We start from the raw sequence: 25,105 nt of genomic DNA on the forward strand, positions 1-25,105 counted from the left end.
TGAAGTCTCGACCAGGCGTTAAGGCTTTACGATTCGCGACTTGACTGAATCGAATGACAACGGTGTAATTATTGCGACACGACAAATGTGTCGCAGGCAGTTCAAGGGTGGGGAGACCGATATGGCAGTTCCTGAATATCGTTCTGGGGTACCCGACGACTGGTTCATCGATCCGGTGCGACTCGGGGTTCCAGGTGTGCGAGCGGGGGTCGACGACGACAACCCTCTCGCCTGGCAGTCCGACGCCTTGTGCGCGCAGACGGATCCCGAGGCGTTCTTCCCCGAGAAGGGCGGCTCGACGCGTGACGCGAAGCGGATCTGCACCTCGTGCGAGGTCCGGTCCCAGTGCCTCGAATACGCCCTCTCGAACGACGAGCGTTTCGGCATCTGGGGCGGGCTCTCGGAGCGCGAGCGTCGCAAGCTCCGCAAGCGCGCCGGCTGACCGGGTCGAATACGCGCCGCGCCCGACGCACTACCGGGATCGGCGCAGCCCCAACTTAGGCTGACTCCCGATGTATCCGAGAGTCACCGCCATCGTCGTCGCCCACAGCGGCGGCCCCCGCCTGCAGCGCACTCTCGACGCCATCGCGGCGCAGACCCGCCAGCCGGACGCCGTGATCGCCGTCGACTGCGCGAGCACGGACGACGCCGCACGCCTGCTGGCGGACGCCCGCCCCACCCACCTCCTCCGCAGCGGTGAGAAGCTCCCGTTCGGCACGGCCGTCTCGACCGCCGTGCGCGTCCTGCCGCCCACCTCGTCGTCCGACGAGCTGCTCTGGCTGCTCGCCCAGGACACGGCCCCCGAGCCGGAGGCCCTGCAGGCCCTGCTCGGCGCTCTCGAGGTGTCGCCGTCCGTCGCCGTGGTCGGCCCGAAGCTGGTCGACGCCGACGACGCCACGTTCATCCGCGAGTTCGGCGAGGCGATGACCCCGTTCGGAGCCTCGCTGCCGCTGGTCGAGAACGAGCTCGACCAGGCCCAGCACGACGGGCTGAGCGACGTGCTCGCCGTGTCGTCGGCCGGCATGCTCGTGCGCCAGCCCGTCTGGGAGGCCCTCGACGGGTTCGATCCCGCCCTCCCGACCGTTGACGACGGCCTCGACTTCTGCACCAGGGCACGCCTCGCCGGCTACCGGGTGACCCTGGTCGCGCAGGCCCGCGTCGCCGTGGGCGGCGACGGCATCGCCGGTCCCAACCTGTCGCGCAAGTGGTCGGTCCGTCGCAAGCTCGCGGGGGAGCGGCGCCGTGCGCAGCTCCACCGGCGCATGGCCTACGCGCCCGGCTGGGCGGTCGTCCCGCACTGGTTGACGCTCGTGCCCCTCGCGATCCTGCGCGCGATCCTGCGGCTGTTGCGCAAGGAGCCGGGCTCGGTGAGCGGCGAGCTGGGTGCCGCGTTCCGGGTCGCGTTCTCCGGACTCGCGGTCAGCAACGCGCGCCGGCGGCTCGCGAAGGCCAAGACGGTGACCTGGGCGGCGATCGCGCCATTGCGCATCCCGTTCGGCGATGTGCGCCGCAGCAGGGCCCTCAAACGCGAGGCGGCGCTGGTGCGCCAGCAGGGCGAGCGCCAAGATCTGGACTTTTGGGGGACCGGCGGCGGCTGGACCGTGCTGGCGGCGCTGGTCATCGGCGTCGCGCTGTTCTATCCGCTCGCGTCGTCCACGGCCATCACGGGCGGGGGGATGCTGCCGCTCAACGCCTCCGTCGGCCAGCTCTGGGCGAACCTCGGCTACGGCTGGCGCGACATCAACCTCGGTTTCGTGGGCGCCGTCGACCCGTTCTCGGCCGTCCTCGCCGTGCTCGGCACCCTGACCTTCTGGCAGCCCAGCGCCTCCCTGGTCGGCGTCTGGCTGCTCGCGCTACCGCTCGCGGCGCTCGGGGCCTGGCTCGCGGCGGCGCGCCTCACCGTCCGCCCGACCATCCGGGCGTTCGCGGGAATCGCCTATGCGCTCGCCCCGACGCTGTTCATCGCGCTGCAGGGCGGCCGCCCCGGGGCCGTGCTCGCCCATGTCCTGCTCCCCTGGCTCTTCTTCGCCGGTCTGGCCGCTCGCCGCTCGTGGACGGCCAGCGCGACGACGGCGCTGCTGGCCGCCGCGACCGTGGCCTGCGCCCCTGTGCTCATCCCGGCGCTCGTCGTCGCGTGGATCGCGGCCATCGGCTTCGCCGGACGCCGGGCCGCTCGGATCGTCTTCATCCCGCTGCCCGCCGTCGTGCTGTTCGCACCGCTGGTCTGGCAGCAGGCGGCCCGCGGAGCCTGGCTCTCCGTGTTCGCCGACCCCGGCGTGGTGCTCGACGCCCGGCAGACGCCCGCCTGGCAGCTCGCACTCGGCTTCCCCGACGGCACGCTCGGCGGCTGGCACGCCATCGCCCAGACGCTGACGCTCGGCACCGGAGCCGGCAACATCCTGGTGCCGATCCTGCTCGCACCCCTCGGCATCCTGGCGATCCTCGCGCTGTTCCTCCGCGGGACCGTGCGAGCCGTCGTCGCCCTGCTCGTCGCGCTCGCGGGATTCCTGACCGCCGTTGCCGCGCTGCACCTGGAGGTCGCGGTGAGCGGCGCGACGGTCGCACCGATCTGGCCGGGCAGCGCTCTGAGCCTCTACTGGGTCGGGTTGGTCGGGGCGGCGGTGCTCGCGCTGTCCGCGCTGAAACGCGGCTCGCTGGCACCGGCGTGGGTCGCCATGATCACCCTGGCGATCGCCGCGGTGCCCTCGGCGGTCGCCACGCACGACGGCAATGCGACCGTCACCGCCGCCGACGGCCGGACCATGCCCGCCGTCGTGACGGCGAAGGCCGCCACCCAGCCGCGCGCGGGCACCGTGCGCATCACACCGCAGCCGGACGGCGGAATCGAAGCGGAGGTCGTCCGCGGCGCAGGGCAGACGCTCGACGGGCAGAGCACGCTGAGCTCCACGTCGCGCTCGTTGACCCCGGGCCAGCGCGAGCTCGCCACGCTCGCGGGCAACCTGTCGTCGCGCAGCGGCTACGACGCGTCGGGCGAGCTCAAGCGACTCGGAATCGACTTCGTGCTGCTCGCGCCGCCGGCGACCGCACTGAACCAGAAGCAGGCCGGCACCGAGCCGGACACCACCGCGGCCGAGGCGACCAGGACCCGAGCGAGCGTCGCCATGGACGCCGACCCGCTCCTGGTGTCCGTCGGCCAGACGACGAGCGGGTCGCTCTGGGCATTCGATCGCGGCACCGCCGTCGTGCCTCCCGCCGCCCAGATCCCGCCGGACGCCGGTGGAATCTGGAGGCTGATCGTGCTGCTCGTGCAGGGGGTGATCGTCGGCTTCACTCTGCTGCTGGCGATCCCGACCACACGCTCGGCCGACCGGGTCTCGGAGCTCAACGCGCGCAGGCCGGAGCGCCGTCACGGCGGCGAGCCTCCCGCGGTCGAACCGGACGACGAGCCGGATCCGCCGTCGGACGGAGACGTGCCGATCGCGGAGGAGAGCCTCGACGATTGGGAGGCGGAGCCTGACGAGGAGGCGGCCGTCGAGTCGTACGGCGAGGACGTCGGTTCCGTGCCCGAGGTGCCGCAGCAGGAGCAGGGGCCGGAACGCGAGCAGGCGCCCGAGGCGGAGCCGGAAACCGAGCGGGCACCCGAGCCGGACCCGGAACCCGAGCAGGCGCCAGAAGCCGAGCAGACCCCCGAAGCCGAGCAGGCGCCCGAACCCGAGCAGGCGCCCGAACCCGAGCAGGCGCCCGAACCCCGACCCGAACGTGACCTCGAGTCCGCGCCGGTGCCCGTCGGGGCGCCGACGACCCTGGAGGACGGCCTCGATGAGACGATCATCCGACCGCGCCCGTCGACAGAGGGGAGCGATCGTGGCTGACCGTCGAGCACTCGCCCAGGGCGGCGTCCGCGCGATCGGCGGGATCGTGGGCATCGGCATCGCGGCCGTCGTCATCGCAGGTGCGACGCTGCTGCCGCTCCCCGGTTTCGCGATCGACTCGCCGTCGAAGACCGTGCGTCCCGTCCCTGCGGACCAGCAGCGCGTGTGCCCGGGCCCGGTGCTCGCCCTCGCCGCCGATGCCGGTCAGGCCACTCGACCGAGCGCGATCGGCGACGTCACCACCGTCTACGGGGCCTCGGGCGCCGACACGCAGTCGCGCTCCCTCAAGCCGGACGCCGACACCACCTCGTCCGACCAGGCGCCGCTCGCGTTGACGGCGACGACCCCGCAGGGTGCGGGTCACGCCCCGCTCTTCGCCGGGTCCCAGCTGGAGAACGTGACGACCGACGATCTCGCCGGGCTGGCCGCGGCCGCCTGCGCGGAGCCGTCGGCCGACAGCTGGCTCGTGGCCGGCGCCACCACGCTCGGCCAGACGAGTCTGGTCATGCTCTCGAACCCGACCTCCGTCGACGCGACGGTCAACCTCGACATCTACACGGAGACCGGCCGCGTCAGCGCTCCAGGAGCCACCGGCATCCTGGTGCCGGCCGGATCGCAGAAGGTCGTGCCGCTGGCCGGTCTCGCCCCGTCGGCGACGGCGCCCGTCGTGCACGTGACGACGACCGGCGGCCAAGTGGTCGCCACGATGCAGCAGAGCTTCGAGCAGGGCATCCAGCCGCGCGGCGTCGAGCTCGTCGGGGCGACGGGAGCCCCCGGGCGCGTGCAGACCATCCCCGGCGTGACGATCGGGTCGCTCGCGGCGATCACCGCGGGCCAGTCGGCCGAGAGCGTGGGAGTGGACTATCCGACGGTCCGGATCCTGGTGCCCGGCAGCCAGGACGCCAAGATCACCATCGGCGCCGTCGGGGAGACCGGGACGAACGCAGGCAACTCCTACGCGCAGACGGTGAAGGCCGGGAACGTCGCCGAGATCCCGCTCGACAACCTCAAGGACGGCAACTTCACAGTGACCGTCCGCTCGGACGTCCCCGTCGTCGCCGCGGTGCGCACCTCCGTGATCGGCACGAAATCCCGTGACTTCTCGTGGTTCTCCTCTACCGCGCCGCTCGGTCACACGCAGCTGGTCGCCGTCCCGCCGGGCGCCGGCCCGCAGCTGCACTTCGCCAACGCGGGGGATAAGGACGCCACGGTCAAGGTCAGACTGTCGACCGGCGACTCGACCACGGTGACTGTGCCGGCCGAGGGCGGCGCCAACCTCACCGTGCGCAGCGGGCGTTACACACTGACCGGAGTCGATGGTCTGGAGGTGAGCGTCAGCATGAGCGGTGACGGGCTCTCGAGCTCCTTCGCGGTGGCACCCGCCGGGCCTCTCGCGGCGCCGATCGAGGTCTATCCGCACTGACCCGATCGCGGCCGGTGCGTGGCGCCCGGTCAGTGCGGAACGCGGATCAGAAGTGCCGGAAGCGGTCGGGCGCGAGGTCCCACGGGTCTTTGCCCAGCAGCTCCGCCACAGCCCGGAACACGCACCCCTCGATGTACATGCGGCGGTGCAGATCGTCGTCGCGATGCAGCTTGGTGAGGCGCTGGATGGGCACTCGGTACAGCACGATCCGGCGGCGGGCGTGATCCACGTACCAGCGGTCGACGCCATCGGTGCCGGTGTTGCCGATCGGCGTCGCGGCGACCTCGAAATGGACGTTCGCGAGCTCCTGGGGCCACACGCCCTTGAGATAGTCGGCGGTGGAGGCGACCGTCATGTCGAAGAAGTCGATGCGGTTCTGCAGCATCGGAAGATGCGGACCGGTCACCGGACCACGCGCCCCTCTGCCGTGACGGCTGCGCCACCGGCTGGTCGCCGGGGGGTTGCTGCTGGTGCGGCGGTTGCGGGGCATGTCGCAATCCTACGTCGGTGGTGCTCCGGTAGTCTGAGCGCGATGTTGAGCCGTCCGTGTTCCCGTGTCGCCTGTCCGCGCGACGCCGTGTCGACGCTGACCTACGTGTATGCCGACTCGATGGCCGTGCTCGGCCCGCTCAGCCTCTCTCACGAACCCCACTCCTACGACCTCTGCGCCATCCACGCCGAGCGGCTGTCGGCGCCGCAGGGATGGCAGATCGTGCGCCACGAGGTCTTCGGCGAGATCAAGTAGGGTGACCCGCGTGCATACTTCTGACTCGGTCGACGACTTCCGCGCCGCCCTCTCGGCGGTGGTCAAGACGTACGACGTCCGCGGACTGGTCGGCAGCGGGCTGACGACCGAGGTCGTCACCGCCGTCGCCGCCGGATTCGTCGACGAGATCGGCGCCGCGGGCTCTGAGGTCGTCGTGGGTCACGACATGCGCGACTCGTCCCCGGAGTTCGTCGCCGCCTTCGCACGCGGCGCCCGAGCCCGCGGGGCGGACGTCGTGTCCATCGGCCTGTGCTCGACCGACGAGTCGTACTACGCGTCGGGAGCCCTGAACGCGGCGGCGGCGATGTTCACCGCCAGCCACAACCCGGCCACCTACAACGGCATCAAGCTCTCGCGGGCCGGCGCCCAGGGCATCAGCCTCGACACCGGTCTCGCCGCCATCCGCGACCGCGCCGCGGTGTATCTGGCGGAGGGCCTCGTCGAGGTGGACAGGCCGGGAGGCTACCGTGAGCTCGACGTCCTCGCCGACTACGCGGCCTACCTGCGCGGCCTCGTCGACCTGACCGGCATCCGCCCCATCCGCGTGGTCGTCGACGCCGGAAACGGCATGGGCGGCCTCACCGTCCCCGCCGTGCTCGGACAGGACGCCGGGCTGCCCGCGCTGCCGATCGAGATCATCCCGATGTACTTCGAGCTCGACGGGAGCTTCCCGAACCACGAGGCGAACCCGCTCGAGCCCGCGAACCTGGTCGACCTCCAGGCCGCCGTCGTCGAGCACGGTGCCGACCTCGGACTCGCCTTTGACGGCGACGCCGACCGCTGCTTCGTCGTCGACGCGACGGGGGCCGCGGTCTCGCCCTCGGCCGTGGCCGCGATCGTCGCCGTCCGCGAGATCGCCCGGGTGCGCGCGACCGACCCGGACGCCGACATCACGGTCATCCACAACCTGATCACCTCGAACATCGTGCCGGAGACCATCGAGGCCGCGGGGGCGACGCCGTACCGCACCCGTGTCGGTCACTCCCTCATCAAGGACGCGATGCGCGAGACCGGTGCCGTCTTCGGCGGGGAGCACTCGGCGCACTACTACTTCCGCGACTTCTGGAGCGCCGACAACGGCATGCTGGCCGCCATGCACCTGCTGGCCGAATTCGGCTCGCAGGACCGACCGCTCTCGGAGCTGGCGGCGGTCTACAGCCCGTACTCGCAGTCCGGCGAGATCAACTCGTCGGTGGAGGACGTGCCGGCGGCCTATGCGCGGATCGTCGAGGCCTTCACGGGCCGCGGCGAGTTCGATGAGCTCGACGGCCTCACCGTCACCGGACTGACCGACGAGAGCGAGCCGTTCTGGTGGTTCTCGGTACGGCCGTCGAACACGGAGCCGCTGCTGCGACTCAACGTGGAGGCTGCGGACATCGCCACGATGGGACGCGTCCGCGACGAGGTGCTGGGGCTTATCCGGGGGTAGGCAGGTCCTCAAGGCACGTCGCGTTGGGTACCTCGGTCGCAGGCTCCCTCGGCGCTGGGGTCGCGGCATCGCTTCGCGCTGCCCCTTAGCTCCACCGCGCGGGCATGACAGAATAGCCGCATGCCTTCGTCTGCCATTGACACCTCCCTGTCGTTCCGGGTCGCGGACCTCGCGCTCGCCGAGGCCGGGCGGCACCAGATCCGGCTCGCCGAGAACGAGATGCCGGGCCTGATGGCCCTCCGCGAGGAGTTCGGTCCGACGCAACCGCTGAAGGGCGCACGCATCGCCGGCTCGCTGCACATGACCGTGCAGACCGCAGTCCTCATCGAGACGCTCGTCGCCCTCGGCGCGCAGGTGCGCTGGGCGAGCTGCAACATCTTCTCTACGCAGGACGAAGCGGCGGCGGCGATCGCCGTCGGCCCGCACGGCACGGTCGAGGCACCCGACGGCGTCCCCGTCTTCGCCTGGAAGGGCGAGACGCTCGAAGAGTACTGGTGGTGCACCCAGCAGATCTTCGACTGGACCGCCGAGGCGCAGGCAGCCGGTGCCGACTGGACCGGCCCGAACCTGATCCTCGACGACGGCGGCGACGCGACGCTGCTCGTGCACAAGGGCCGCGAGTTCGAGCTCGCCGGCGCCGTCCCGGGCGATGCTCCGGGCGACAGCCACGAGTACCGCGTGATCCTGGCCGCCCTCCGCGCCTCCCTCGCCACCTCCGGCGACCGCTGGACGCGCGTCGCCGACGGCATCCTCGGCGTCACCGAAGAGACCACCACCGGTGTCCACCGCCTGTACGAGCTCGCCAAGAGCGGCGACCTCCTGTTCCCGGCCATCAACGTCAACGACTCGGTCACCAAGAGCAAGTTCGACAACAAGTACGGCATCCGGCACTCGCTTCCCGACGGCCTCAACCGCGCGACCGACGTGCTCATGGGCGGCAAGGTCGCGTTCGTGTGCGGTTACGGCGACGTCGGCAAGGGCGCGGCGGAGGCCCTGCGCGGCCAGGGCGCACGCGTGATCGTCAGCGAGGTCGACCCGATCAACGCCCTGCAGGCGGCGATGGACGGCTTCCAGGTCACCACCCTCGAGTCGGTCGTCGACCAGGTCGACATCGTCATCACCGGCACGGGCAACCTCAACGTCGTCACCCTCGACCACATCCTCGCGATGAAGCACCTCGCCATCGTCGCCAACGTCGGCCACTTCGACAACGAGATCGACATGGCCTCGCTGGAGGCCCTCCCCGGTGCCGAGAAGGTCGAGATCAAGCCGCAGGTGCACGAGTGGCGCCTCCCGACCGGCCGCAGCGTCCTGGTGCTGTCCGAGGGGCGCCTGATGAACCTGGGCAACGCGACAGGTCACCCGAGCTTCGTGATGAGCAACTCGTTCACCAACCAGGTGCTCGCCCAGCTCGAGCTGTACGTCTCGACCGAGAAGTACCCGGTGGGCGTGTACGTGCTGCCGAAGCATCTCGACGAGAAGGTGGCGCGACTCCACCTCGCCGCACTCGGCGTGAAGCTGACGACACTGACCGACGAGCAGGCCGACTACATCGGCGTCCCCGTGGACGGCCCGTACAAAGTCGACCACTACCGCTACTGATGACGCTCGAATTCGCAGACCGGGAGCTGCCCGGCGGGCTCGTCCTGCGCGTACGGCGCGAGGACGACGCCGCCGCGCTCGCAGCGGCGTACGCGCGCAACCGCGGCCACCTGGCACCCTGGGACCCGACGCGGTCGGAGGAGTTCTTCACCGAGGCGGGCCAGCTGGCGCGCACGCGCGAGCTCCTCGCCCTCCACGCACTCGACACCGCGGTGCCGCTGGTGATCGTCGACGGTGACGAGATCGCCGGCGGCCTGGACCTGAGCAACGTCGTGCGCGGCGCCTTCCAGAGCGCGATGGTCGGCTACTGGCTCGACCGCGGCCACACCGGCCGCGGCCTGGCGTCCGTCGCGCTCACGGCGCTGCTGGAGGCCTGCAGGGACGACTTCGGACTGCACCGGGTGCAAGCGGCGACGCTGCTGGCCAACCACGCCTCCCAGTCGGTGCTCACGCGCGCCGGCTTCGAGCGGATCGGCGTCGCGCCCGCGTATCTCAAGATCGCGGGCCGCTGGCAGGACCACGTGCTCTTCCAGCGCATCCTGCACGACTGAGGCCGGCCCGTCACACCTCCGCGAACGCACGCACCGGGAACGTCCCGAACCCCTCGACCGCCGGCGGCGCAGCCGTGAACCGCGCGCCGCGCGCCGGGAGGTCGCCGAGTCGGGTCAAGTGCTCGACGACGTGGATGCCGTGGGCGAGCAGGATGCTGTGCGCCGGACGGGAGCCGTCGTTCTCCGTGTCGTCGATGTTCAGGGAGTCGATCCCGACGAGTGCGACGCCGCTGCGGGCCAGGTGCTCGGCGCCCGCCTCCGTCAGGTATGGCGCTCCCGATGCGTACTCCGGGGTGCCGAAGCGCGTGTCCCAGCCGGTGTGCAGCAGCACCGCGGACCCGGAGAGCTCCCTGTCGTAGAAGACCTCCGCGGGGATGCCGCGCTCTCCGGCGTCGGTCAGGTGGAACACCTCCGCGCGCAGCCCGACCAGCGTCTCGAGGTCGAGCGAGGCGAGGTCGCCGCCATCGGCGTAGCGGTGGAAGGGGCTGTCCAGGTACGTGCCCGTGTTGCCGATCATCGTGATGACGTCCATGGCGAACTCGGTGCCAGGAGCGTAGCGCTCGCGCGACGCCTCACGGGTGAGGTGAGGTGTGATGACCGGCTCCGGGAGGCCGGGGTAGGTGACGAGTCCGGCGCGGATCGGGTGGCTGAGGTCGACGATCCGCGTTGCGCCGCGGTCGTCCGCCGCCGCCGCCGCCATGCCACGGCTTCCGCGATGCGGTTCCTCGACGAGGCGGAGGTCGCGGAGCTCGACCGAGCCGACGAGCGCGAGCCCCAGGTGCCGGACGAACAGCTCGGCGACCTCGGCCTCCTCGACGGCGGCACTCGGCACGTCCAGTCGGAAGCCCTCAGCGGTCAGCCCGCCGCCGTTGACGAACGACACCACGGCGTCGAAATGGGCACGGTACTCGGTCATCGGCGCTCCTGGGGTGGCCGGCCGGACGGCCGGGGAGGATCAGCGGTCGGGGAAGCCGTGCGGGAGGGCGTCGAGCACCGGCTCGAGCCGCTGGAGCCGCTCGGCCTCCAGCGCGAGCCCCACGGCATCGCGCTGCCGGCGCAGGACGGCCACGGCGACGAGGAACGACTCGGCGTCGACCTGCGGCAGCGGTGAGACGAAGGGGGCGGCCTCCCGGGCCAGCTCGGTGCTCAGCCCGATGCGCGCGGCCATCGTCAGCTGCGGCGCCTGCCGCACGAACTGGGCGATCCGGCGCGACAGCCGGTCGGGGAGGCGGCCGACGTCGGCGGTCTGCGCCCAGCCGTAGAGGTGCGGGGGCAGGTAGAGGGCGAGCGGCTGCGGGTGGGGGACGCGCTCCAGCTGGCTGTAGGTGCCCGCCAGGAGGTCGCCCAGACGCTTGGACCGGGTGTTCAGGAGGCCGGCGAGGGCGGCGATGCCACCGAACGTCATGTAGATCTCGAGCACGCCGACCAGGGCGCGGATGAACGCGTGCCGGAATCCGGTCGCTCCGCCGTCGTCGCGCACGATGCGTGCGCCGACCGCGAGCCGGCCGAGCGAGCGACCGTGGGTCAGCAACTCCATCGCGGTCGGCAGCACGACCATCCCGAACACCAGGATGAGCACGACGAGTGCGCGCGCCAGTGCGGCGTCGAGGCCGCCTCCCGTCGCGACGAGGAGAAGGATGCACCCGAGCATGACGAGCATGGAGAACAGCCAGTCGATCATCGTGCCGGCCGCGCGGAGGATGTAGCTGGTCGGCTTGACGTCGAGGGTGACGGCCTCACCCGTCACGAGTTCGCGCTCGCCGCCGGTCGGGACCTGCGCCGCGCCCGGCTGGCCCGCACCCGGCTGAGGCGCACCCGGCTGGGGCGCACCCGGCTGGCCCACGCGCGATGGCCCCGATCGAGGTTGCCCCCCGCTCGGGAGCAGGGGCGCTGATGCCGTCATGGCTATCATTCAAGCAGATGGATCTCGACGCATACATGGCAGCGCGCAGTGCCGACTGGGACAAACTGTCCCGGCTGGCCGCGCGCCGACGCCTGGACGGCCGCGACGCCGACGAACTGATCGACCTCTACCAGTCCGGGGCGGCCGATCTCTCGGCGATCCAGACCAGCGCGGGGTCCACGGCGGTGGGCGACCGGCTCTCGGTGACGCTGGCCACCGCGCGGCTGCGTTTCACCGGGGCGGGCACGAACCTGTTCTCGCAGATCCCGCGCTTCTTCGTGCTGCAGCTGCCCGCCGCGCTCTACCGGATCCGCTGGATCGTGCTGGCGGTGGCGGTCTTCACGATCGTCGTCTCGACGCTCTACGCGTTCTGGATCACCGGCAATCCGGAGGTGCTGCGCAACCTCGGGGACGACGCCGCGCTCAAGCAGTACGTGAACCACGAGTTCGTCGACTACTACTCGAACAACCCGGCGGCGTCGTTCGCCGGCCAGGTCTGGACGAACAACGCCTGGATCGCCGCGCAGTGCATCGCGTTCGGGATCACGGGGTTGTGGGTGCCCTACGTCCTCGTGCAGAACGCGGTCGGGGTCGGCACCGCGGCGGGCGTGATGTTCGCCTACGGTCGCGGCGACGTCATGTTCGCCTACATCCTCCCGCACGGCCTCCTGGAGCTCACCAGCGTCTTCGTCGCGGCCGCTGCCGGGCTGCGGATCTTCTGGGCGTGGATCGCCCCTGGTGCGCGCACCAGAGGCCAGGCGCTCGCGGAGGACGGCAGGGCCCTGTTCACGGTCGCCGTCGGCTGCGCCATCAGCCTCTTCGTCTCCGGGCTGATCGAAGGCTTCGTGACGCCGTCGGCGCTGCCGGTCTGGGCCAAGATCGCGATCGGCGTCCTGGCGCTCGCCGCGTTCCTCTTCTACATGCTCGTCGTCGGCCGCCGCGCGGTGCGCGCGGGCGAGACCGGCGACCTCACCGAGTTCGAGGCCGGCGACCGCCGCGTCATCGCCGGCTGACGCCGCCGCGCTGCGCGCCTCCCGCCCGAGCGTTTGCGGCACACGTGTCGGTTCGGCACGCGTAACGCCACATTCGGCGCAAACCTGCCGCCCAGGGACCGCCAGATTTGCCGCAAATGTGCCGATGGGAGGCGCCTGACGCCACATTTGCCGCAAATGTGCGGTCGACCGCGTCGCGCCACGCGCACCGCGCCGTCGACGTTCGTGACGAATGTCGCGATTCGTGCCACGAATGTCGACATTCGTGACGAATGTCGCGGGCGACGCCGCGAGCACCGGCGGCGGTTGCGCCGCGCTGTCGCGCTGACGCGCGTTGTCGCGCTGACGCGCGTTGTCGTGCGGTCGCGCGTTGTCGTGCGGTCGCGCTTCGCCGCGCCTTGTCGCGGGTCGTCGCGCGCACAGTCGCGTGTCGCGTCACTCCCTGCGACATTCGTGACGAATGTCGCGATTCGTGCCACGAATGTCGACATTCGTGACGAATGTCGACGTCGGCGGCGGCTGCGCCGCGCCGTCGCGCTGACGCGCGTTGTCGCGCGGTCGCGCTTCGCCGGGCCTTGTCGCGGGTCGTCGCGCGCTGTCGGGCTGCGCGCATCGACCTGCGCCCGCGACATTCGTGACGAATGTCGCGATTCGTGCCACGAATGTCGATGTTCGTCACGAATCTTCGCCCGCGGCGGGGAGCGCATTCGTGACGAATCGCCGCCGGAGGCGGGGGCGCGCATTCGTGACGGATCCCGGCGTCGCCGTCGGCGCCGGCCTCGGAGCGGCGCCCGCCGCCACTGTCAGAGGCGGCCGGCGGCCTTCAGGGCCAGGTAGCGGTCGGCGAGGGCGGGCGGCAGGTCCGCGGGCGAACCCGTCACGACCTCCCCGCCGAGGCGCCGCACGGCGGCCGACACGCGCGCGACGTCGAGTAGCGCGCGCTCGGCGGAGGCGGCGCGGTACACGTCCTCCCTGCGCCCGCGCTGCAGCGCGGCGGCTTCGGCCTCGGGGTCGGTCACACTCGCGACCACCACGATGTGCTTCTTCGTCAGCTGGGGGAGCACCGACAGCAGGCCGCGCGAGCCGCCGGGCGCGTCGATGGAGGTCAGCAGCACGACGAGGGAGCGCTGGCTCGTCAGCGTTCCCACCTGGGCGGGCACAGCCGACCAGTCCATCTCGATGAGCGCCGGCTCGATGCCGGCCATCGTGTCCACCATCCGGGACAGCAGCTCGGCACCCGTCGCGCCCTGCACGCGACCGCGCACGACCCGGTCGTACGCCAGCAGGTCGACGCGGTCGCCGGCCCGGGTGGCGAGTGCGGCGAGGAGCAGGGAGGCCTCGAACGCGGTGTCGATGCGCGGCTCGTCCGCGATGCGCGCGGCGGAGGTGCGCGCGGTGTCGATCACGACCACGACGCGACGGTCGCGCTCCGGGCGCCAGGTGCGGACCATCACACGGGCACCGCGGCCTCCCGTCGGGTCGTGCCGCCGCGCCGTCGCCCGCCAGTCGATCGACCGCACGTCGTCGCCGCGGACGTACTCGCGGAGCGAGTCGAACTCGGTGCCCTGCCCGCGCAGCATCACGCTGGTGGTCCCGTCGAGCTCGCGCAGCCGCGCGAGTCGCGACGGCAGGTGCTTGCGCGACGTGAACGGCGGGAGCACGCGGATCCGGCCGGGTGCCTCCAGCGTCGTCTGCCGCGACCAGAGTCCGAGCGGGCCCGCCGCCCTCACCGTCAGCTGCTCGACGCGGCGCTCGCCGCGACGCCAGGGGCGCAGCGCGACCGTCACGCGTCGGCGCTCGCCCGGCGGGATGCTGATGGCGATGCGGGACGGTTCGGCGCCCGCCGACGGTTCCCAGGCGTCGCGCAGCACGCCCCGCAGGGTGCGGGGCCCGACATTCGTGACGAACAGCTCGGCGGTCGCGTCGGCCCCGAGCCGCACGCGCGCCGGAAGCTCTCGGCTCACCCGCACGCGCCGCGGCGACGCGGCCAGGGCGAGATCGATCGCCCCGAGCACGACGCACAGCAGCACCCAGACGCCCAGCGCGGCATAGGCGAGTGCCGCCTCCCCGCCGAGCAGAACGACGGGGATGACGCCCAGCGCCAGCAGGGCGACGAAACGTCCGGACACGGTCATCGGCGCGCCTTAGATCGGGACCTGGACCTGCTGCACGATGGAGCGCAGGATCGCGTCGGCACCGACGCCTTCGAGCTCGGCCTCCGGGCGCAGCTGGATGCGGTGCCGCCAGACCGGGACGAGCATGGCCTGCACGTGGTCGGGCGTGATCGAGTCGTAGCCGGACAGCCACGCCCACGCCTTGGCCGCGGCCAGGAGCGCGGTCGTGCCGCGGGGGCTCACGCCGAGCCGCACCGACGGGCTGCGGCGCGTCGCCCTGGCGAGGTCGACGATGTACGCCAGCACGTCCGGGTTGGCGCCGACGGCCGCCGTCGCGGCGCGGGCGTCGTTCAGCTGTCGCGCGTCGAGCACCGGCGTCACGCCCGCGCCCGCCAGGTCGCGCGGGTTGAAGCCGGCGGCATGCCTGCGCAACACCTCCACCTCGGCCTCGCGCTCCGGCACGTCGAGCGTGAGCTTGAGCAGGAAACGGTCGAGCTGCGCCTCCGGGAGCGTGTAGGTCCCCTCGTACTCGATCGGGTTCTGCGTGGCGGCGACGATGAACGGGTCGGGCAGGCGGCGGCTGACGCCGTCGACGCTGACCTGTCGCTCCTCCATCGCCTCCAGCAGCGCCGACTGCGTCTTGGGCGGCGTGCGGTTGATCTCATCGGCGAGCAGGATGTTCGTGAACACCGGCCCCTCGCGGAAGACGAACCCGCCGGTCTGCGCGTCGTAGACCAGCGACCCGGTGACGTCGCCCGGCATCAGGTCGGGAGTGAACTGGATGCGCGTAGTCGACAGGCTCAGCGCCTCGCTGAGCGAACGCACCAGCAGCGTCTTGGCGACGCCTGGCACGCCCTCCAGCAGCACGTGCCCGCGCGCGAGCAGCGCGATCATGAGGCCGGTCACGGCACCGTCCTGCCCGACGACGGCCTTGCCGACCTCTGCGCGCACCCGGGCGAGGGCGTGGCGCAGGTCGTCGGAGCCGGCGGCGGGAGCGCCGGCGGGGTGCGCGTCGGAGCGCGGGGATCCGGTCGTGAGGTCGGTCATGGTTCCATTCTTCCGGTCGATCGCGGATGGTCGGGGGAGGCGGCGGCCGAGGTGGCGCGTTCGAGCTCGGCCAGCCGGTCGGAGAGGTCGATGAGCTCGCGGTCCGAGCGCGGGTGCTCCTCCAGCAGGAGCAGGAGGACCGCGGCGCGGTCGCGGCCGGTGAGCGCTGCGACGGCTTCGGCGACCTCGGCGGTCGTGGCGGCGCGGGGCAGGCCCACGATCGTGCTCAGTCGGCCGATCGTGCCGATGCGCAGCGCGTCGGCGGCGCGGAGCCGCGCCGACGATCGCTGGTACAGGCGGGCACGGCCTTCGCGCGTCTCGCCGGCGCGGACGACGACGGGGAGGTGCTCCACCACCAGCGGCCCGAACCGGCGGCCGCGCCAGACGGCCGCCGCCACGAACACCAGGGTGAGCAGGATCACCACGGGGGTCACCCAGCCGGGCGTGAGGGAGGCGAGATCGGCCGGGCCGGTGACCGCGCGGTCCACCAGCCCCGGCAGGTACCAGACCAGTGTGCGGTGCTCGCCGAGGAGGTTGAGGCCGAGAGCGGCGTTGCCGAGACGGTCGATCCCGTCGTTCATCAGCACGGCCGCCGAGCCGAGGAGGTAGACCGTGCGGCCCTGGTAGGAGGTGCCGACCAGCGAGGCACGCCCTCCCGAGCCCTCGAAGCACGCCGTGGCGCCGCTCGCCCGGAAGGTGCCGGGCGCCGAGGCGCCGTCGGTGTTCGCGGTGGCGCGCGGGTCGATGCGTGCGGCGCGCTGCGCGGCAGGGAGGTCGCAGCCGGCGGAGGCGACACCTCCCGGCGCACCCGCGGCATGGACCGACGGCGCGAGGGCCTGGAGCGCGGCGAAGTCCGGCTCGACGACGACGATCGTGCTCGCCACGGAGGTCAGCTGGTCGTAGCCTTCGTGGTCGAGGTTGCCCGCAGGGTCGTAGACGAGCACGGTGGTGTCGTCGCCGGCGGCGTCGCGGACCTCGCTGAGCGACGCGGCCGTCTTCACGGTCACACCCCGCTGGCCGAGCACCTGGGCCAGGGCCTTGCTGCCCACCGGTCCCGGGTTCGTGGCGCTCAGCGGGTCGCCGCCGATGCTGCGCCCTGCGCCCAGCGCCAGGCTGGAGAGGGCGACGAGCAGTGCGATGACGCCGAGGACGATCCACGGGACGGCACGGCGGGCCGTGCGCCGGACGGTGGGGGAGAGCGCGGTGGCGACTGCGTCCTCCCGGGTCGGGGCGGCCGCGGACACGCTCTCGCGCTCCTGGACCGCGCCCGGTGGCAGAGTTCCCGTCACGCGACCACCGCCTCCTGAGCGGGGCGGATGCGCTGCAGCTGCGTGTCGAGGGCGACCAGCTGCTGGTACCCGGCCTCGGATCCCGGCCGGTCGAGGTAGCGCACCTCGTCGAACGTCCGGGCGGCCTGGCGGAGCTCCGCGGCCTGGTCGGGAGCGGATCGGGCGGCTTGTGCCGCGAACTCGGTGGCGGTGGTCCCCGGTCGCACGTCCACCAGGGTGCGTTCGTCGAGCGCGGCGGCGATCGCCCGGAACTGCTCCTCGATCGCCAGGGGCCAGTCCGCCGCCCTGGCGGCCTCGGCTGCCGAGCGGCGCAGCTCGTCCGCCGAGCGGCCGTCGTCGGCGCCGAACAGCGCGCGGCGGTCGGAGGCGGCCCTGCGGTTGATGCGCGGCCGGCCGAAGATCAGGAACGCGGCGACGATCAGCGCGGCGACGACAACCACGACCACCAGCAGCAGCACCGGTCCGGCATCGCCCGACGGCCCGCTGAACAGCGACCCCAGCCAGTCCTGCACGGCCTTCGACGCGAGATCGAACCAGGTGGGTTTGGCCGCCTGGTACTCCGGCTTGGCGAGCTCGTTGCGCAGCCAGTCCTGCGCCTGCGGCGAGCTGGGATCCACCGGCACGTCCAGCCGGAGCGCGGAGGGCAGGAGCACGCTCAGGCGCCCGGCCAGGTCGCGCTCGGCGCAGGCTGCGTGTACGGGTCGGGCAGGTCGTGGCCGGTCTGGCGGGCCTCCACGAAACGAACGAGCTCGAGGTCGAGCCCCTCTTTGCGCATGCGGAGGTCGATGTAGATGAGGCCGAGCGCGGCCGACTGCACGACGCTGCCGATCGCGCCGACGATCGCGCCGACGACCGTTGAGAGCACGTTCACGCCGAGCTGGCTGGCCAGCACCGCGCTGAAGCTGCTCGAATCGGCCGAGCTCAGCGAGGTCGGGGAGAAGACGCCTCCGGCCATCACGCCGATGAGGGCGAACGGGATCGAGATGACCTGGGTGACGGCGTAGATGATGAGGTACAGCAGGATGAGCACCCCGAAGGTGCGCCAGAAGTAGCCCGTCGTCAAGCGCCACGAACGGGCGATGGCCGACCGCAGCGGCAGGCGTTCGATCACCAGCGCACTGGGCACGATGGACAGCTTGGTGTAGAGCCAGACGAAGAGGGCAAGCAGCCCGAAGGCGCCACCGAGCCCGGCGAGCACGGCGCCGATCACGCCTGCCGTGCCGCCGAGCATCGCGAGCGCCACGATGACGGCCACCACGAGCGCGAGCGCCAGCAACCAGCCGAGGGACCACAGGAACGTCCAGCCGACCAACGCCCCGAAGCGGCTGCGGAGTCGCGCCCAGAGGGCCCGGAAGGTCAGCTTCTCGCCGAGGGTCTCGCGCGACACCTCGCTGACGACGATGCCCTGCAGGAGCGCACCGAAGATCCCCGAGACGACGACCGCCAGAACGCCCAGCACGATGCTGCCGCCCACCGCACCCGCGGTGATCGCGCTGCGGTCGGCGGCGTCCGCGTTGTCGATCCGCGAGAACAGCAGGTAGCCGCCGCCGAAGATGAGCAGCGAGACGACGATGGTCGGGATGCCCTGCAGCAGCAGCGCGGCGCCGACCGTGATCTTGGGATTGCGCCGCAGCGCCTGGAACGGGGCGCCGATGAGCGTGCCGAACGACAGGGGACGCAACGGCACGAGGCCGGGCTTGGGCGGCGGCGCCCACCCGGGCTGGGCGCCAGGAGCGCCGTACTGCTGCTGCCAGCCGGGCTGCTGCTGCCAGCCGGGCTGCTGCTGCCAGCCGGGCTGCTGCTGATAACCCGGCTGCTGCTGATAACCGGGCTGCTGCTGGTATCCAGGCTGCTCGGGATAGCCCTGCTGCGGGTATCCCTGCTGCTGGTAGCCCGGGGCGTACTCGCCGTACTGCGGAGCCTGCGCGGACGCCGGAGGAGCGGCCGGGGGAGCGGCCGGGGGAGCTGGAGGCGGCGTCGCGCTCTCGGGTCCGGTTCCGCCGCCCGCTGTCGCGTCGTCGGCCGAGCCAGGTGCCCGCCAGGTCTGGTCGTCGCTCACGCCGTGCCTCTCATCCCCCAACTGATGCGTGCTCCCATGCTGGCACATCCGCCGTTCCCGCGATGCCCCGCCCACGGGGCACGTCGCGCGCTGTCGGCAATGAGGGCGCCCGGCCCGCAACAGGCGAAAGCCCGCAACGGGCGCACAGCCGGCATCGGGCCGGCATACAAGGCTCGCGCAGCCTCCTCGACTACGCTGGACCCGTTACATCCGCGGCAAGCGCCGCCCGAGAGGGGTTCAGGGGAATCTTCGGACATGACTAGTCGCATCCTGGTGGTCGATGACGACACCGCGCTCGCCGAGATGATCGGCATCGTGCTCCGCACCGAGGGATTCGACCCCGTGTTCTGCGAAGACGGAGCCCAGGCGATCGACATCTTCCGCGCAGCCAAGCCCGACCTCGTCCTCCTCGACCTCATGCTCCCCGGCCTCGACGGCATCGAGGTGTGCAGCCGCATCCGCGCCGAGTCCGGCACACCCGTCATCATGCTCACCGCCAAGTCCGACACGGCCGATGTCGTCAAGGGCCTGGAGTCCGGCGCCGACGACTACATGGTCAAGCCGTTCAACCCCAAGGAGCTCGTCGCGCGCATCCGCACCCGCCTGCGTCCCGCCCCGACCGCGCCGCCCGCCGAGCAGCTGCGCGTCGGCGACCTGCTCGTCGACGTCGCCGGCCACGAGGTGCGCCGCGGCGACGCCCGCATCGCTCTCACCCCGCTGGAGTTCGACCTCCTGCTCGCGCTGGCCTCCAAGCCGCAGCAGGTGTTCACACGCGAGATGCTCCTCGAGCAGGTGTGGGGTTACCACTACAAGGCCGACACCCGGCTGGTGAACGTGCACGTGCAGCGCCTGCGCGCCAAGGTGGAGCAGGACCCGGACAACCCGAAGATCGTGATGACCGTGCGCGGGGTCGGTTACCGCGCCGGCGCGGCGACCTGACCGGGAGGCCGCGATGCGCTTCCGTTGGCCCGACAGGGAGTGGTGGCGGCAGGTGCCGTCCGAGCTCGTGCGCCTCTGGCGGCGCTCCCTGCAGCTGCGGACGGTCGCGATCACGCTCCTCCTGACCGGTGTCGCGATCCTCGTCACCGGCGTCTACATGGCGCTCAGCATCAGCAACGACCTCTACCAGTCGCGCCTCGACCAGGCGCTGCGCGACTCCAGCCGGGCCACGACGGCCGCCCAGACGACGCTGAACGCCTCGGACATCGGGTCGGCGGACAGCGGCAAGAACCTGCTCAACTCCACCCTCCAGTCGGTGCAGGCGTCGACCTCCAGCCGCCTGATCGCCGCGTACCGCGTCCCGGGGCAGGACACCAGCGTGCTCGCACCTCCCGACCGCGGGAGCCCCGCACTCAACCCCGTCATCTCCCCGGAGCTGCGGACCGCGGTGCAGAACGGCGGGACCAAGCAGTTCTACCAGTCGGTCGCCCTGCCCTCCGGAACGGATTCGACCGACCCGGGGATCGTCGTCGGAACCCAGTTGACTCTGCCGTCGTACGGTCGCTACGAGCTCTACATCGGCTACAACCTGCGCGACTCGGAGAACACGCTCCTGTTCGTCCAGAACACGCTCCTGCTGGCCGGCCTCGCCCTGATCGTGCTCATCGGCGCCATCACCTGGCTCATCGTGCGCTTCGTCGTCGAGCCGATCCGGGTGGCGGCGCGCACCAGCGAACGGCTCGCCGCCGGCGACCTCGCGGTGCGCATCCCCGAGAAGGGCGAAGATGTCTTCGCGTCGCTGGCGCGGTCGTTCAACGGGATGGCGGACAGCCTCCAGAGCCAGATCAACCAGCTGGCGACGCTGTCGCAGCTGCAGCAGCGCTTCGTCTCCGACGTTTCGCACGAGCTGCGCACGCCGCTGACCACGATCCGGCTCGCCGGCGACGTCATCTACGATCAGCGCGGCTCCTTCCCGCCGGCGACCAGCCGCACGGCGGAGCTGCTGCACACGCAGATCGAGCGGTTCGACCGGCTGCTCTCCGACCTGCTGGAGATCAGCCGGTACGACGCGGGCTCCGTGGCCCTCGAACCGGAACCGACCAACCTGGTGCGCCTCGCCGAGGAGGTCGTCGACGAGCTCCGGGCCGTCGCGGAGCAGAACGGATCGGAGCTGCGACTGGAGGCTCCCGGCGGCTACTTCGACGTCGGCATGGACCCGCGGCGCATCCGCCGGGTGGTCCGCAACCTCCTCGGCAACGCGATCGAGCACGGCGAAGGGGCACCGGTGGTGGTGACCGTCGACAGCAATGAGACCGCCGTCGCGCTCGCCGTTCGCGACTACGGGATCGGTATGAGTCAGAACGATGTCAACCACGTCTTCGACCGGTTCTGGCGGGCCGACCCGTCGCGCAAGCGCACCCTCGGCGGCACGGGCCTCGGCCTGGCCATCTCACTCGAGGACGTCACCCTGCACTCCGGCTGGCTGCAGGTGTGGTCGATGCCGGGCGAAGGAGCCTGTTTCCGGCTCACTCTGCCGCGCGTCACCGGGAAGGGCATCATCTCGTCCCCGCTGCCGCTGCCTCCCGTCGACGCGGGCGCGAAGCCGGGCCGCCGGGCGGAGGCGGCCCCGAGCGGCCCCGAGTCCGGTGCAGCGTCGGGGTCGAAGACGGTGTCAGCGGGCATCGACGACGGCATCGTACGTCCGGGAAGCGAGGCACGGGCATGATCCGGCGGACAGCACGGGGACTCGGCGCGGCCGTGGCCATCGCCCTCGCTCTGGTGCTCGCGGCGTGCGCGAGCATCCCCGACTCCGGACCGGTGCGCCGGGGCGGACCCGTCGCACAGATCAACGACCAGCTCGACCTCGACTTCAACCCATCGCCCCCCGAGAACGGCGCGTCTCCGCAGCGGATCGTCCAGGGCTTCATCGACGCAGCCTCCAGCCCGAAGAACAACTTCCAGATCGCCCGCAAGTACCTGACGAAGTCGATGGCGGCCTCGTGGAACCCGGATGAGTCGGTCATCGTCGACGACGGCCGCAACCGCACGTTCGACCACGAGGGCAACCAGTGGTCGGTCGACGTGATCCCGGTCGCCAACGTCGACAGTGTCGGTTCGTACCGCCCGCTGGCGAGCAAGGCGCCGATCGGTCTCTCCTACGAGGTGGCGCGTGAGAACGGGCAGTGGCGGATCGCGGTGGCACCCGATGGCGTCGTCATCGACGACCCGACGTTCCGTGCCGTCTACAGCCAGCAGACGCTGTACTTCTACAACGCCGGCTACTCCTACCTGGTGCCGGACGCGCGCTGGTTCCCCGCGCGGGTCGCCTCGGCGGCGACCCGGGTGGCCGGTGCGGTGCTCGCCGGGCCGGCCAAATGGCTGAACGGCGCCGTGACGACCGCTTTCCCGCAGGGCACGCAGCTCGCGGTCCCGTCGGTCACGACCGCGGGGGGTGTCGCGCGCGTCGACCTCAGCTCGGAGGCCGGGCAGGCGGACCAGCTGCAGCTGCAGCGGATGCAGCTCCAGCTCGAGCAGAGCCTCGGCGCCCTGGCGTCGTCCGTCCAGCTCTCCATCGAAGGCAACGTGCAGCAGATCTCACCGCTCTCCGATTCGTCGTCCCCGCTCCAGGACCCGTCGGTCGACTCGCACGCGATCGTCTACCGGGGCGACAGCTTCGGCCTGCTCAACGGGTCGACGATCACAGACCTGAGCGGCGTGAGCGACAAGGTGGTGGCGCTCCAGCCCAGCGCGGCGACCATCGACGCCAACCGCGACCAGGTCGCGGTGCTGTCGCACGGGACCGCCGTGCTCGTGCGCAAGTCGGGCGATCCGCTCCGAGTCGACGCGAGACCGGGCCTGATCGCGCCGGCGCTCGACAACGACGGGTGGCTGTGGAGCGTGCCGGCCTCTGCGCCCGGCGCGCTCCAGGTCGCGGGCTCGAACGGGCAGCCGCACGCGGTGAAGGTGGCCTGGCCGGGAGCGATCGGGATCGTCGCGCTCGCCGTCTCCCGCGACGGGACGCGCGTCGTGGCCGTGCTGAGCACGGCGACGGGATACGCGGTGGTCGCGGCAGGAGTCGTCCGGGGCGCCGACGGGCTGCCGACCTCCATCACGCAACCGATCGAACTGGCGGTCGGCGACGGCACGCCGATGTCGGTCGCGTGGACGGGGGAGCTGACCGTCGCCGTCCTGTCGGCGACGAACGGCGACGCCACCGTCATCACGGAGCAGACGATCGGCGGCACGTCGACCACGACGGCCGGCCCGACCGCCGGGCGCACGATCGTCGGCGCAGGAGGCCTCTCGCGCTATCTGGTGCTCGCCGCCGACGGCACGCTCCAAGCCCCGACGGGCAGCGGGTGGCAGACACAGACCGACAAGGTGGGCGCTGTCGCCGTCCAGCTCGGCCAGCCCTGACCGACGTCCTCCACAGTTCGTACCGACACCGGGTTGTCCACTGATCCCGGGCGCAGGCGGGGGAGGAGGGGCACCAGGGGCGAGGCTGGAGGCATGACCTCGACTCCTGCACCTCCCGCTCCCGTACGCCGACCCGTCAGCGATGCGCTCCTCGACGCCGCCGCCGTACTCCTGCCGGTCCGGTGCGCCGGCTGCTCCGTCCCCGACCGGTCGGTGTGCACCGCGTGCGCGCGCTCGCTCGCGCCGCACGTGCGCACCCGCACGGTCGCGGGAATCGCGGTCTGCTCCGCCTTCGACTACGACGGTGTGCCCCGGGCGGTGCTCCTGGCCTACAAGGACGCCGGGCGGGTGGATGCTGCGCCCGCGCTGGCCGGCGCGCTGCGGGCCGCGGTCGCGGGGGTCGAGGTCAGTGTGAGCGTGGGCGCAGGGGGCGGCGTGCGCGATCGCGTCGTCCCGGTCCTCATCCCGTCGACGCGTGCGGCCTGGAGACGCAGGGGGTACCACCCCACGGGGATGGTCCTGTCGCGCTCGCGCATCCTCGACCCACCGCTGTGGCGGGCGTTGCGCCTCACTCGCCAGACCGCCGACCAGGCCGGCCTCTCCTCGACCGACCGCGAGCGCAATCGCGAGGGCAGCATCGTCGCCTCCGGCCGGCTGTCGGGCAGACGCTGCCTGATCGTCGACGACATCCTGACGACCGGCGCCACCCTCGCGGAGGCGGCCAGAGCGATCACCGCAGCCGGCGGCATGGTGGTCGGAGCCGCCACGATCGCGCAGACGCCGCGACACCGGTGAGCGGAATCCCCGGGTCGTCCGGGACGTGGGTCGCGGCATCCCTGCGCGCTGCCTCAGGCTCCACCGCGCGCTCCGCTTTACCCCGCGCCCACCGCGGCTGAGAATTCACCCTCTGATTACGGTTCCTTAACGCGCGGGGGAGCACTACGGTAGTCGAAAAGGCGCGAGCGATTCCGCCCTTCGTGATCCGGGCGGACGTCACGCCGGATCAGGGAGGTCTCCATGGACATCAACATCGTCGGACGCAACCTGGGAATCACTGATCGGTTCCGCGAATACGCGACAGAGAAGGCCGACAAGGTCGCGCATCTCGCGGAGCGGGCCATCTCGTTCGAGATCAAGGTCAGCAGACACAACGAGAAGGCCGGATCCCAGAACGGCGACGATCGCGTCGAGCTGACGCTCGTCGGACCGAGGGCGGTGGTCCGGTCGGAGGCGACCGGTACCGACAAGTACGCAGCGTTCGACATCGCGCTCGGCAAGCTCCTCGAACGCGTCAGGAGAGCCAAGGACAGGCGCAAAGTGCATCGCGGGCAGCACCGCCCGACCTCGCTCCGCGAAGCCAGCACCGACGGGTTCAGCGCCGTCGGACTCGCCGCGGCGCCGGTGTCGGTGCTCGACCAGGTGCGCACCGGCAGCGTGCCCGCCGTCACCGACGAGGCGGAGCCGAGCGAGGTCGAGGAGGAGTACAGCCCGGTCGTCATCCGCCAGAAGGTCTTCGCGAGCATCCCGATGACCGTCGACGACGCGCTGTACTACATGGAGCTGGTCGGCCACGACTTCTACCTGTTCGTGGATCAGGAGACCAAGCGACCGAGCGTCGTCTACCGCCGCAAAGGCTGGGACTACGGCGTGATCGCCCTCGACGACGATGCCGAGGAGCTGCAGGAGGTCGCGACGGCCAGCCGCAAGCTCGGCTGACACACGCGTCGATGGCGTGCGCCCG

The 25,105-nt window shown here is 71.7% G+C and carries 21 protein-coding genes; 13 read left to right on the plus strand and 8 right to left on the minus strand.

Annotation, left to right across the window (positions count from 1 at the left end; all coding sequences use genetic code 11):
- Positions 1-121: 121 nt before the first annotated feature.
- From KNO15_RS16110 to KNO15_RS16120, 3 genes are all read left to right on the plus strand, one after another.
- On the plus strand, positions 122-442 hold the full coding sequence (locus KNO15_RS16110; protein ID WP_208038356.1) for a WhiB family transcriptional regulator: 321 nt from the start codon (positions 122-124) through the stop codon (positions 440-442).
- 70 nt (positions 443-512) lie between these two features.
- On the plus strand, positions 513-3,833 hold the full coding sequence (locus KNO15_RS16115; protein ID WP_241704822.1) for a glycosyltransferase: 3,321 nt from the start codon (positions 513-515) through the stop codon (positions 3,831-3,833).
- Positions 3,826-5,256 carry a DUF5719 family protein gene (locus tag KNO15_RS16120; protein ID WP_241704823.1) on the plus strand — a complete coding sequence of 477 codons (1,431 nt, stop codon included), beginning with the start codon at positions 3,826-3,828 and terminating at the stop codon, positions 5,254-5,256. Before KNO15_RS16115 ends, KNO15_RS16120 begins: the two co-directional genes overlap by 8 nt.
- A 46-nt stretch (positions 5,257-5,302) precedes the next feature.
- Here KNO15_RS16120 and KNO15_RS16125 read toward each other — a convergent pair whose 3' ends face one another.
- Positions 5,303-5,746 (minus strand): metallopeptidase family protein, encoded by a 444-nt coding sequence (locus KNO15_RS16125; RefSeq protein ID WP_241704824.1) that lies wholly within the window; start codon positions 5,744-5,746, stop codon positions 5,303-5,305.
- 42 nt (positions 5,747-5,788) lie between these two features.
- On the opposite strand from KNO15_RS16125, the gene KNO15_RS16130 reads away from it, so the two are divergent.
- The 4 genes from KNO15_RS16130 to KNO15_RS16145 all read left to right on the plus strand — a co-directional run bounded on the left by KNO15_RS16130 (position 5,789) and on the right by KNO15_RS16145 (position 9,604).
- On the plus strand, positions 5,789-6,001 hold the full coding sequence (locus KNO15_RS16130) for a DUF3499 family protein (protein WP_055918289.1): 213 nt from the start codon (positions 5,789-5,791) through the stop codon (positions 5,999-6,001).
- 10 nt (positions 6,002-6,011) lie between these two features.
- The gene (locus KNO15_RS16135; RefSeq protein ID WP_241704825.1) at positions 6,012-7,451 is read left to right on the plus strand and encodes a phosphomannomutase/phosphoglucomutase; all 1,440 of its coding nucleotides are present in this window, start codon (positions 6,012-6,014) and stop codon (positions 7,449-7,451) included.
- A gap of 120 nt (positions 7,452-7,571) precedes the next feature.
- A complete protein-coding gene (ahcY, locus tag KNO15_RS16140) occupies positions 7,572-9,053 on the plus strand; it encodes an adenosylhomocysteinase (protein ID WP_241704826.1) in 1,482 nt (493 codons plus the stop codon).
- Positions 9,053-9,604 carry a GNAT family N-acetyltransferase gene (locus KNO15_RS16145; protein ID WP_241704827.1) on the plus strand — a complete coding sequence of 184 codons (552 nt, stop codon included), beginning with the start codon at positions 9,053-9,055 and terminating at the stop codon, positions 9,602-9,604. Before ahcY ends, KNO15_RS16145 begins: the two co-directional genes overlap by 1 nt.
- Before the next feature lie 10 nt (positions 9,605-9,614).
- On the opposite strand, the gene KNO15_RS16150 is transcribed toward KNO15_RS16145, so the two are convergent.
- Both KNO15_RS16150 and KNO15_RS16155 read right to left on the minus strand, forming a co-directional pair.
- Positions 9,615-10,520, minus strand: coding sequence for a cyclase family protein (locus tag KNO15_RS16150; protein WP_241704828.1), 906 nt, complete (start codon positions 10,518-10,520; stop codon positions 9,615-9,617).
- Between the two features lie 39 nt (positions 10,521-10,559).
- Positions 10,560-11,447: an RDD family protein gene (locus KNO15_RS16155; RefSeq protein ID WP_308220450.1), complete on the minus strand. Its 888-nt coding sequence runs from the start codon at positions 11,445-11,447 to the stop codon at positions 10,560-10,562.
- A 77-nt stretch (positions 11,448-11,524) separates the two neighbouring features.
- Between KNO15_RS16155 and KNO15_RS16160 the strand changes: the two genes are divergently transcribed.
- The gene (locus KNO15_RS16160; RefSeq protein WP_241704829.1) at positions 11,525-12,520 is read left to right on the plus strand and encodes a stage II sporulation protein M; all 996 of its coding nucleotides are present in this window, start codon (positions 11,525-11,527) and stop codon (positions 12,518-12,520) included.
- 782 nt (positions 12,521-13,302) lie between these two features.
- On the opposite strand, the gene KNO15_RS16165 is transcribed toward KNO15_RS16160, so the two are convergent.
- The 5 genes from KNO15_RS16165 to KNO15_RS16185 are packed head-to-tail and all read right to left on the minus strand — an operon-like array spanning position 13,303 to position 19,008.
- Entirely contained in the window at positions 13,303-14,634 is a 1,332-nt protein-coding gene (locus tag KNO15_RS16165) for a DUF58 domain-containing protein (RefSeq protein ID WP_241704830.1), read from the minus strand.
- Positions 14,635-14,643: 9 nt separating this feature from the next.
- Positions 14,644-15,660 carry an AAA family ATPase gene (locus KNO15_RS16170; RefSeq protein WP_241704831.1) on the minus strand — a complete coding sequence of 339 codons (1,017 nt, stop codon included), beginning with the start codon at positions 15,658-15,660 and terminating at the stop codon, positions 14,644-14,646.
- Positions 15,657-16,949: a DUF4350 domain-containing protein gene (locus tag KNO15_RS16175; RefSeq protein ID WP_241704832.1), complete on the minus strand. Its 1,293-nt coding sequence runs from the start codon at positions 16,947-16,949 to the stop codon at positions 15,657-15,659. Before KNO15_RS16175 ends, KNO15_RS16170 begins: the two co-directional genes overlap by 4 nt.
- On the minus strand, positions 16,946-17,602 hold the full coding sequence (locus KNO15_RS16180) for a DUF4129 domain-containing protein (RefSeq protein ID WP_241704833.1): 657 nt from the start codon (positions 17,600-17,602) through the stop codon (positions 16,946-16,948). The genes KNO15_RS16175 and KNO15_RS16180 overlap by 4 nt, the downstream gene beginning before the upstream one ends.
- A gap of 2 nt (positions 17,603-17,604) precedes the next feature.
- Complete coding sequence (locus KNO15_RS16185; RefSeq protein ID WP_241704834.1) at positions 17,605-19,008, minus strand: hypothetical protein; 1,404 nt, start codon at positions 19,006-19,008, stop codon at positions 17,605-17,607.
- A gap of 255 nt (positions 19,009-19,263) precedes the next feature.
- Here KNO15_RS16185 and mtrA point away from each other — a divergent pair, with 255 nt between their 5' ends.
- From mtrA to hpf, 5 genes are all read left to right on the plus strand, one after another.
- A complete protein-coding gene (mtrA, locus tag KNO15_RS16190) occupies positions 19,264-19,947 on the plus strand; it encodes an MtrAB system response regulator MtrA (protein ID WP_241704835.1) in 684 nt (227 codons plus the stop codon).
- Between the two features lie 13 nt (positions 19,948-19,960).
- Positions 19,961-21,673, plus strand: coding sequence for an MtrAB system histidine kinase MtrB (mtrB, locus tag KNO15_RS16195; RefSeq protein ID WP_241704836.1), 1,713 nt, complete (start codon positions 19,961-19,963; stop codon positions 21,671-21,673).
- Positions 21,670-23,364 (plus strand): LpqB family beta-propeller domain-containing protein, encoded by a 1,695-nt coding sequence (locus tag KNO15_RS16200; RefSeq protein WP_241704837.1) that lies wholly within the window; start codon positions 21,670-21,672, stop codon positions 23,362-23,364. Before mtrB ends, KNO15_RS16200 begins: the two co-directional genes overlap by 4 nt.
- 93 nt (positions 23,365-23,457) lie before the next feature.
- A complete protein-coding gene (locus tag KNO15_RS16205) occupies positions 23,458-24,159 on the plus strand; it encodes a ComF family protein (RefSeq protein WP_241704838.1) in 702 nt (233 codons plus the stop codon).
- A gap of 222 nt (positions 24,160-24,381) precedes the next feature.
- Positions 24,382-25,080, plus strand: coding sequence for a ribosome hibernation-promoting factor, HPF/YfiA family (hpf, locus tag KNO15_RS16210; protein WP_241704839.1), 699 nt, complete (start codon positions 24,382-24,384; stop codon positions 25,078-25,080).
- Positions 25,081-25,105 lie beyond the last annotated feature (25 nt).

Source organism: Leifsonia shinshuensis (genome assembly GCF_022606355.1).
In the GTDB taxonomy this organism is placed as follows: Bacteria; Actinomycetota; Actinomycetes; order Actinomycetales; family Microbacteriaceae; genus Leifsonia; species Leifsonia shinshuensis_B.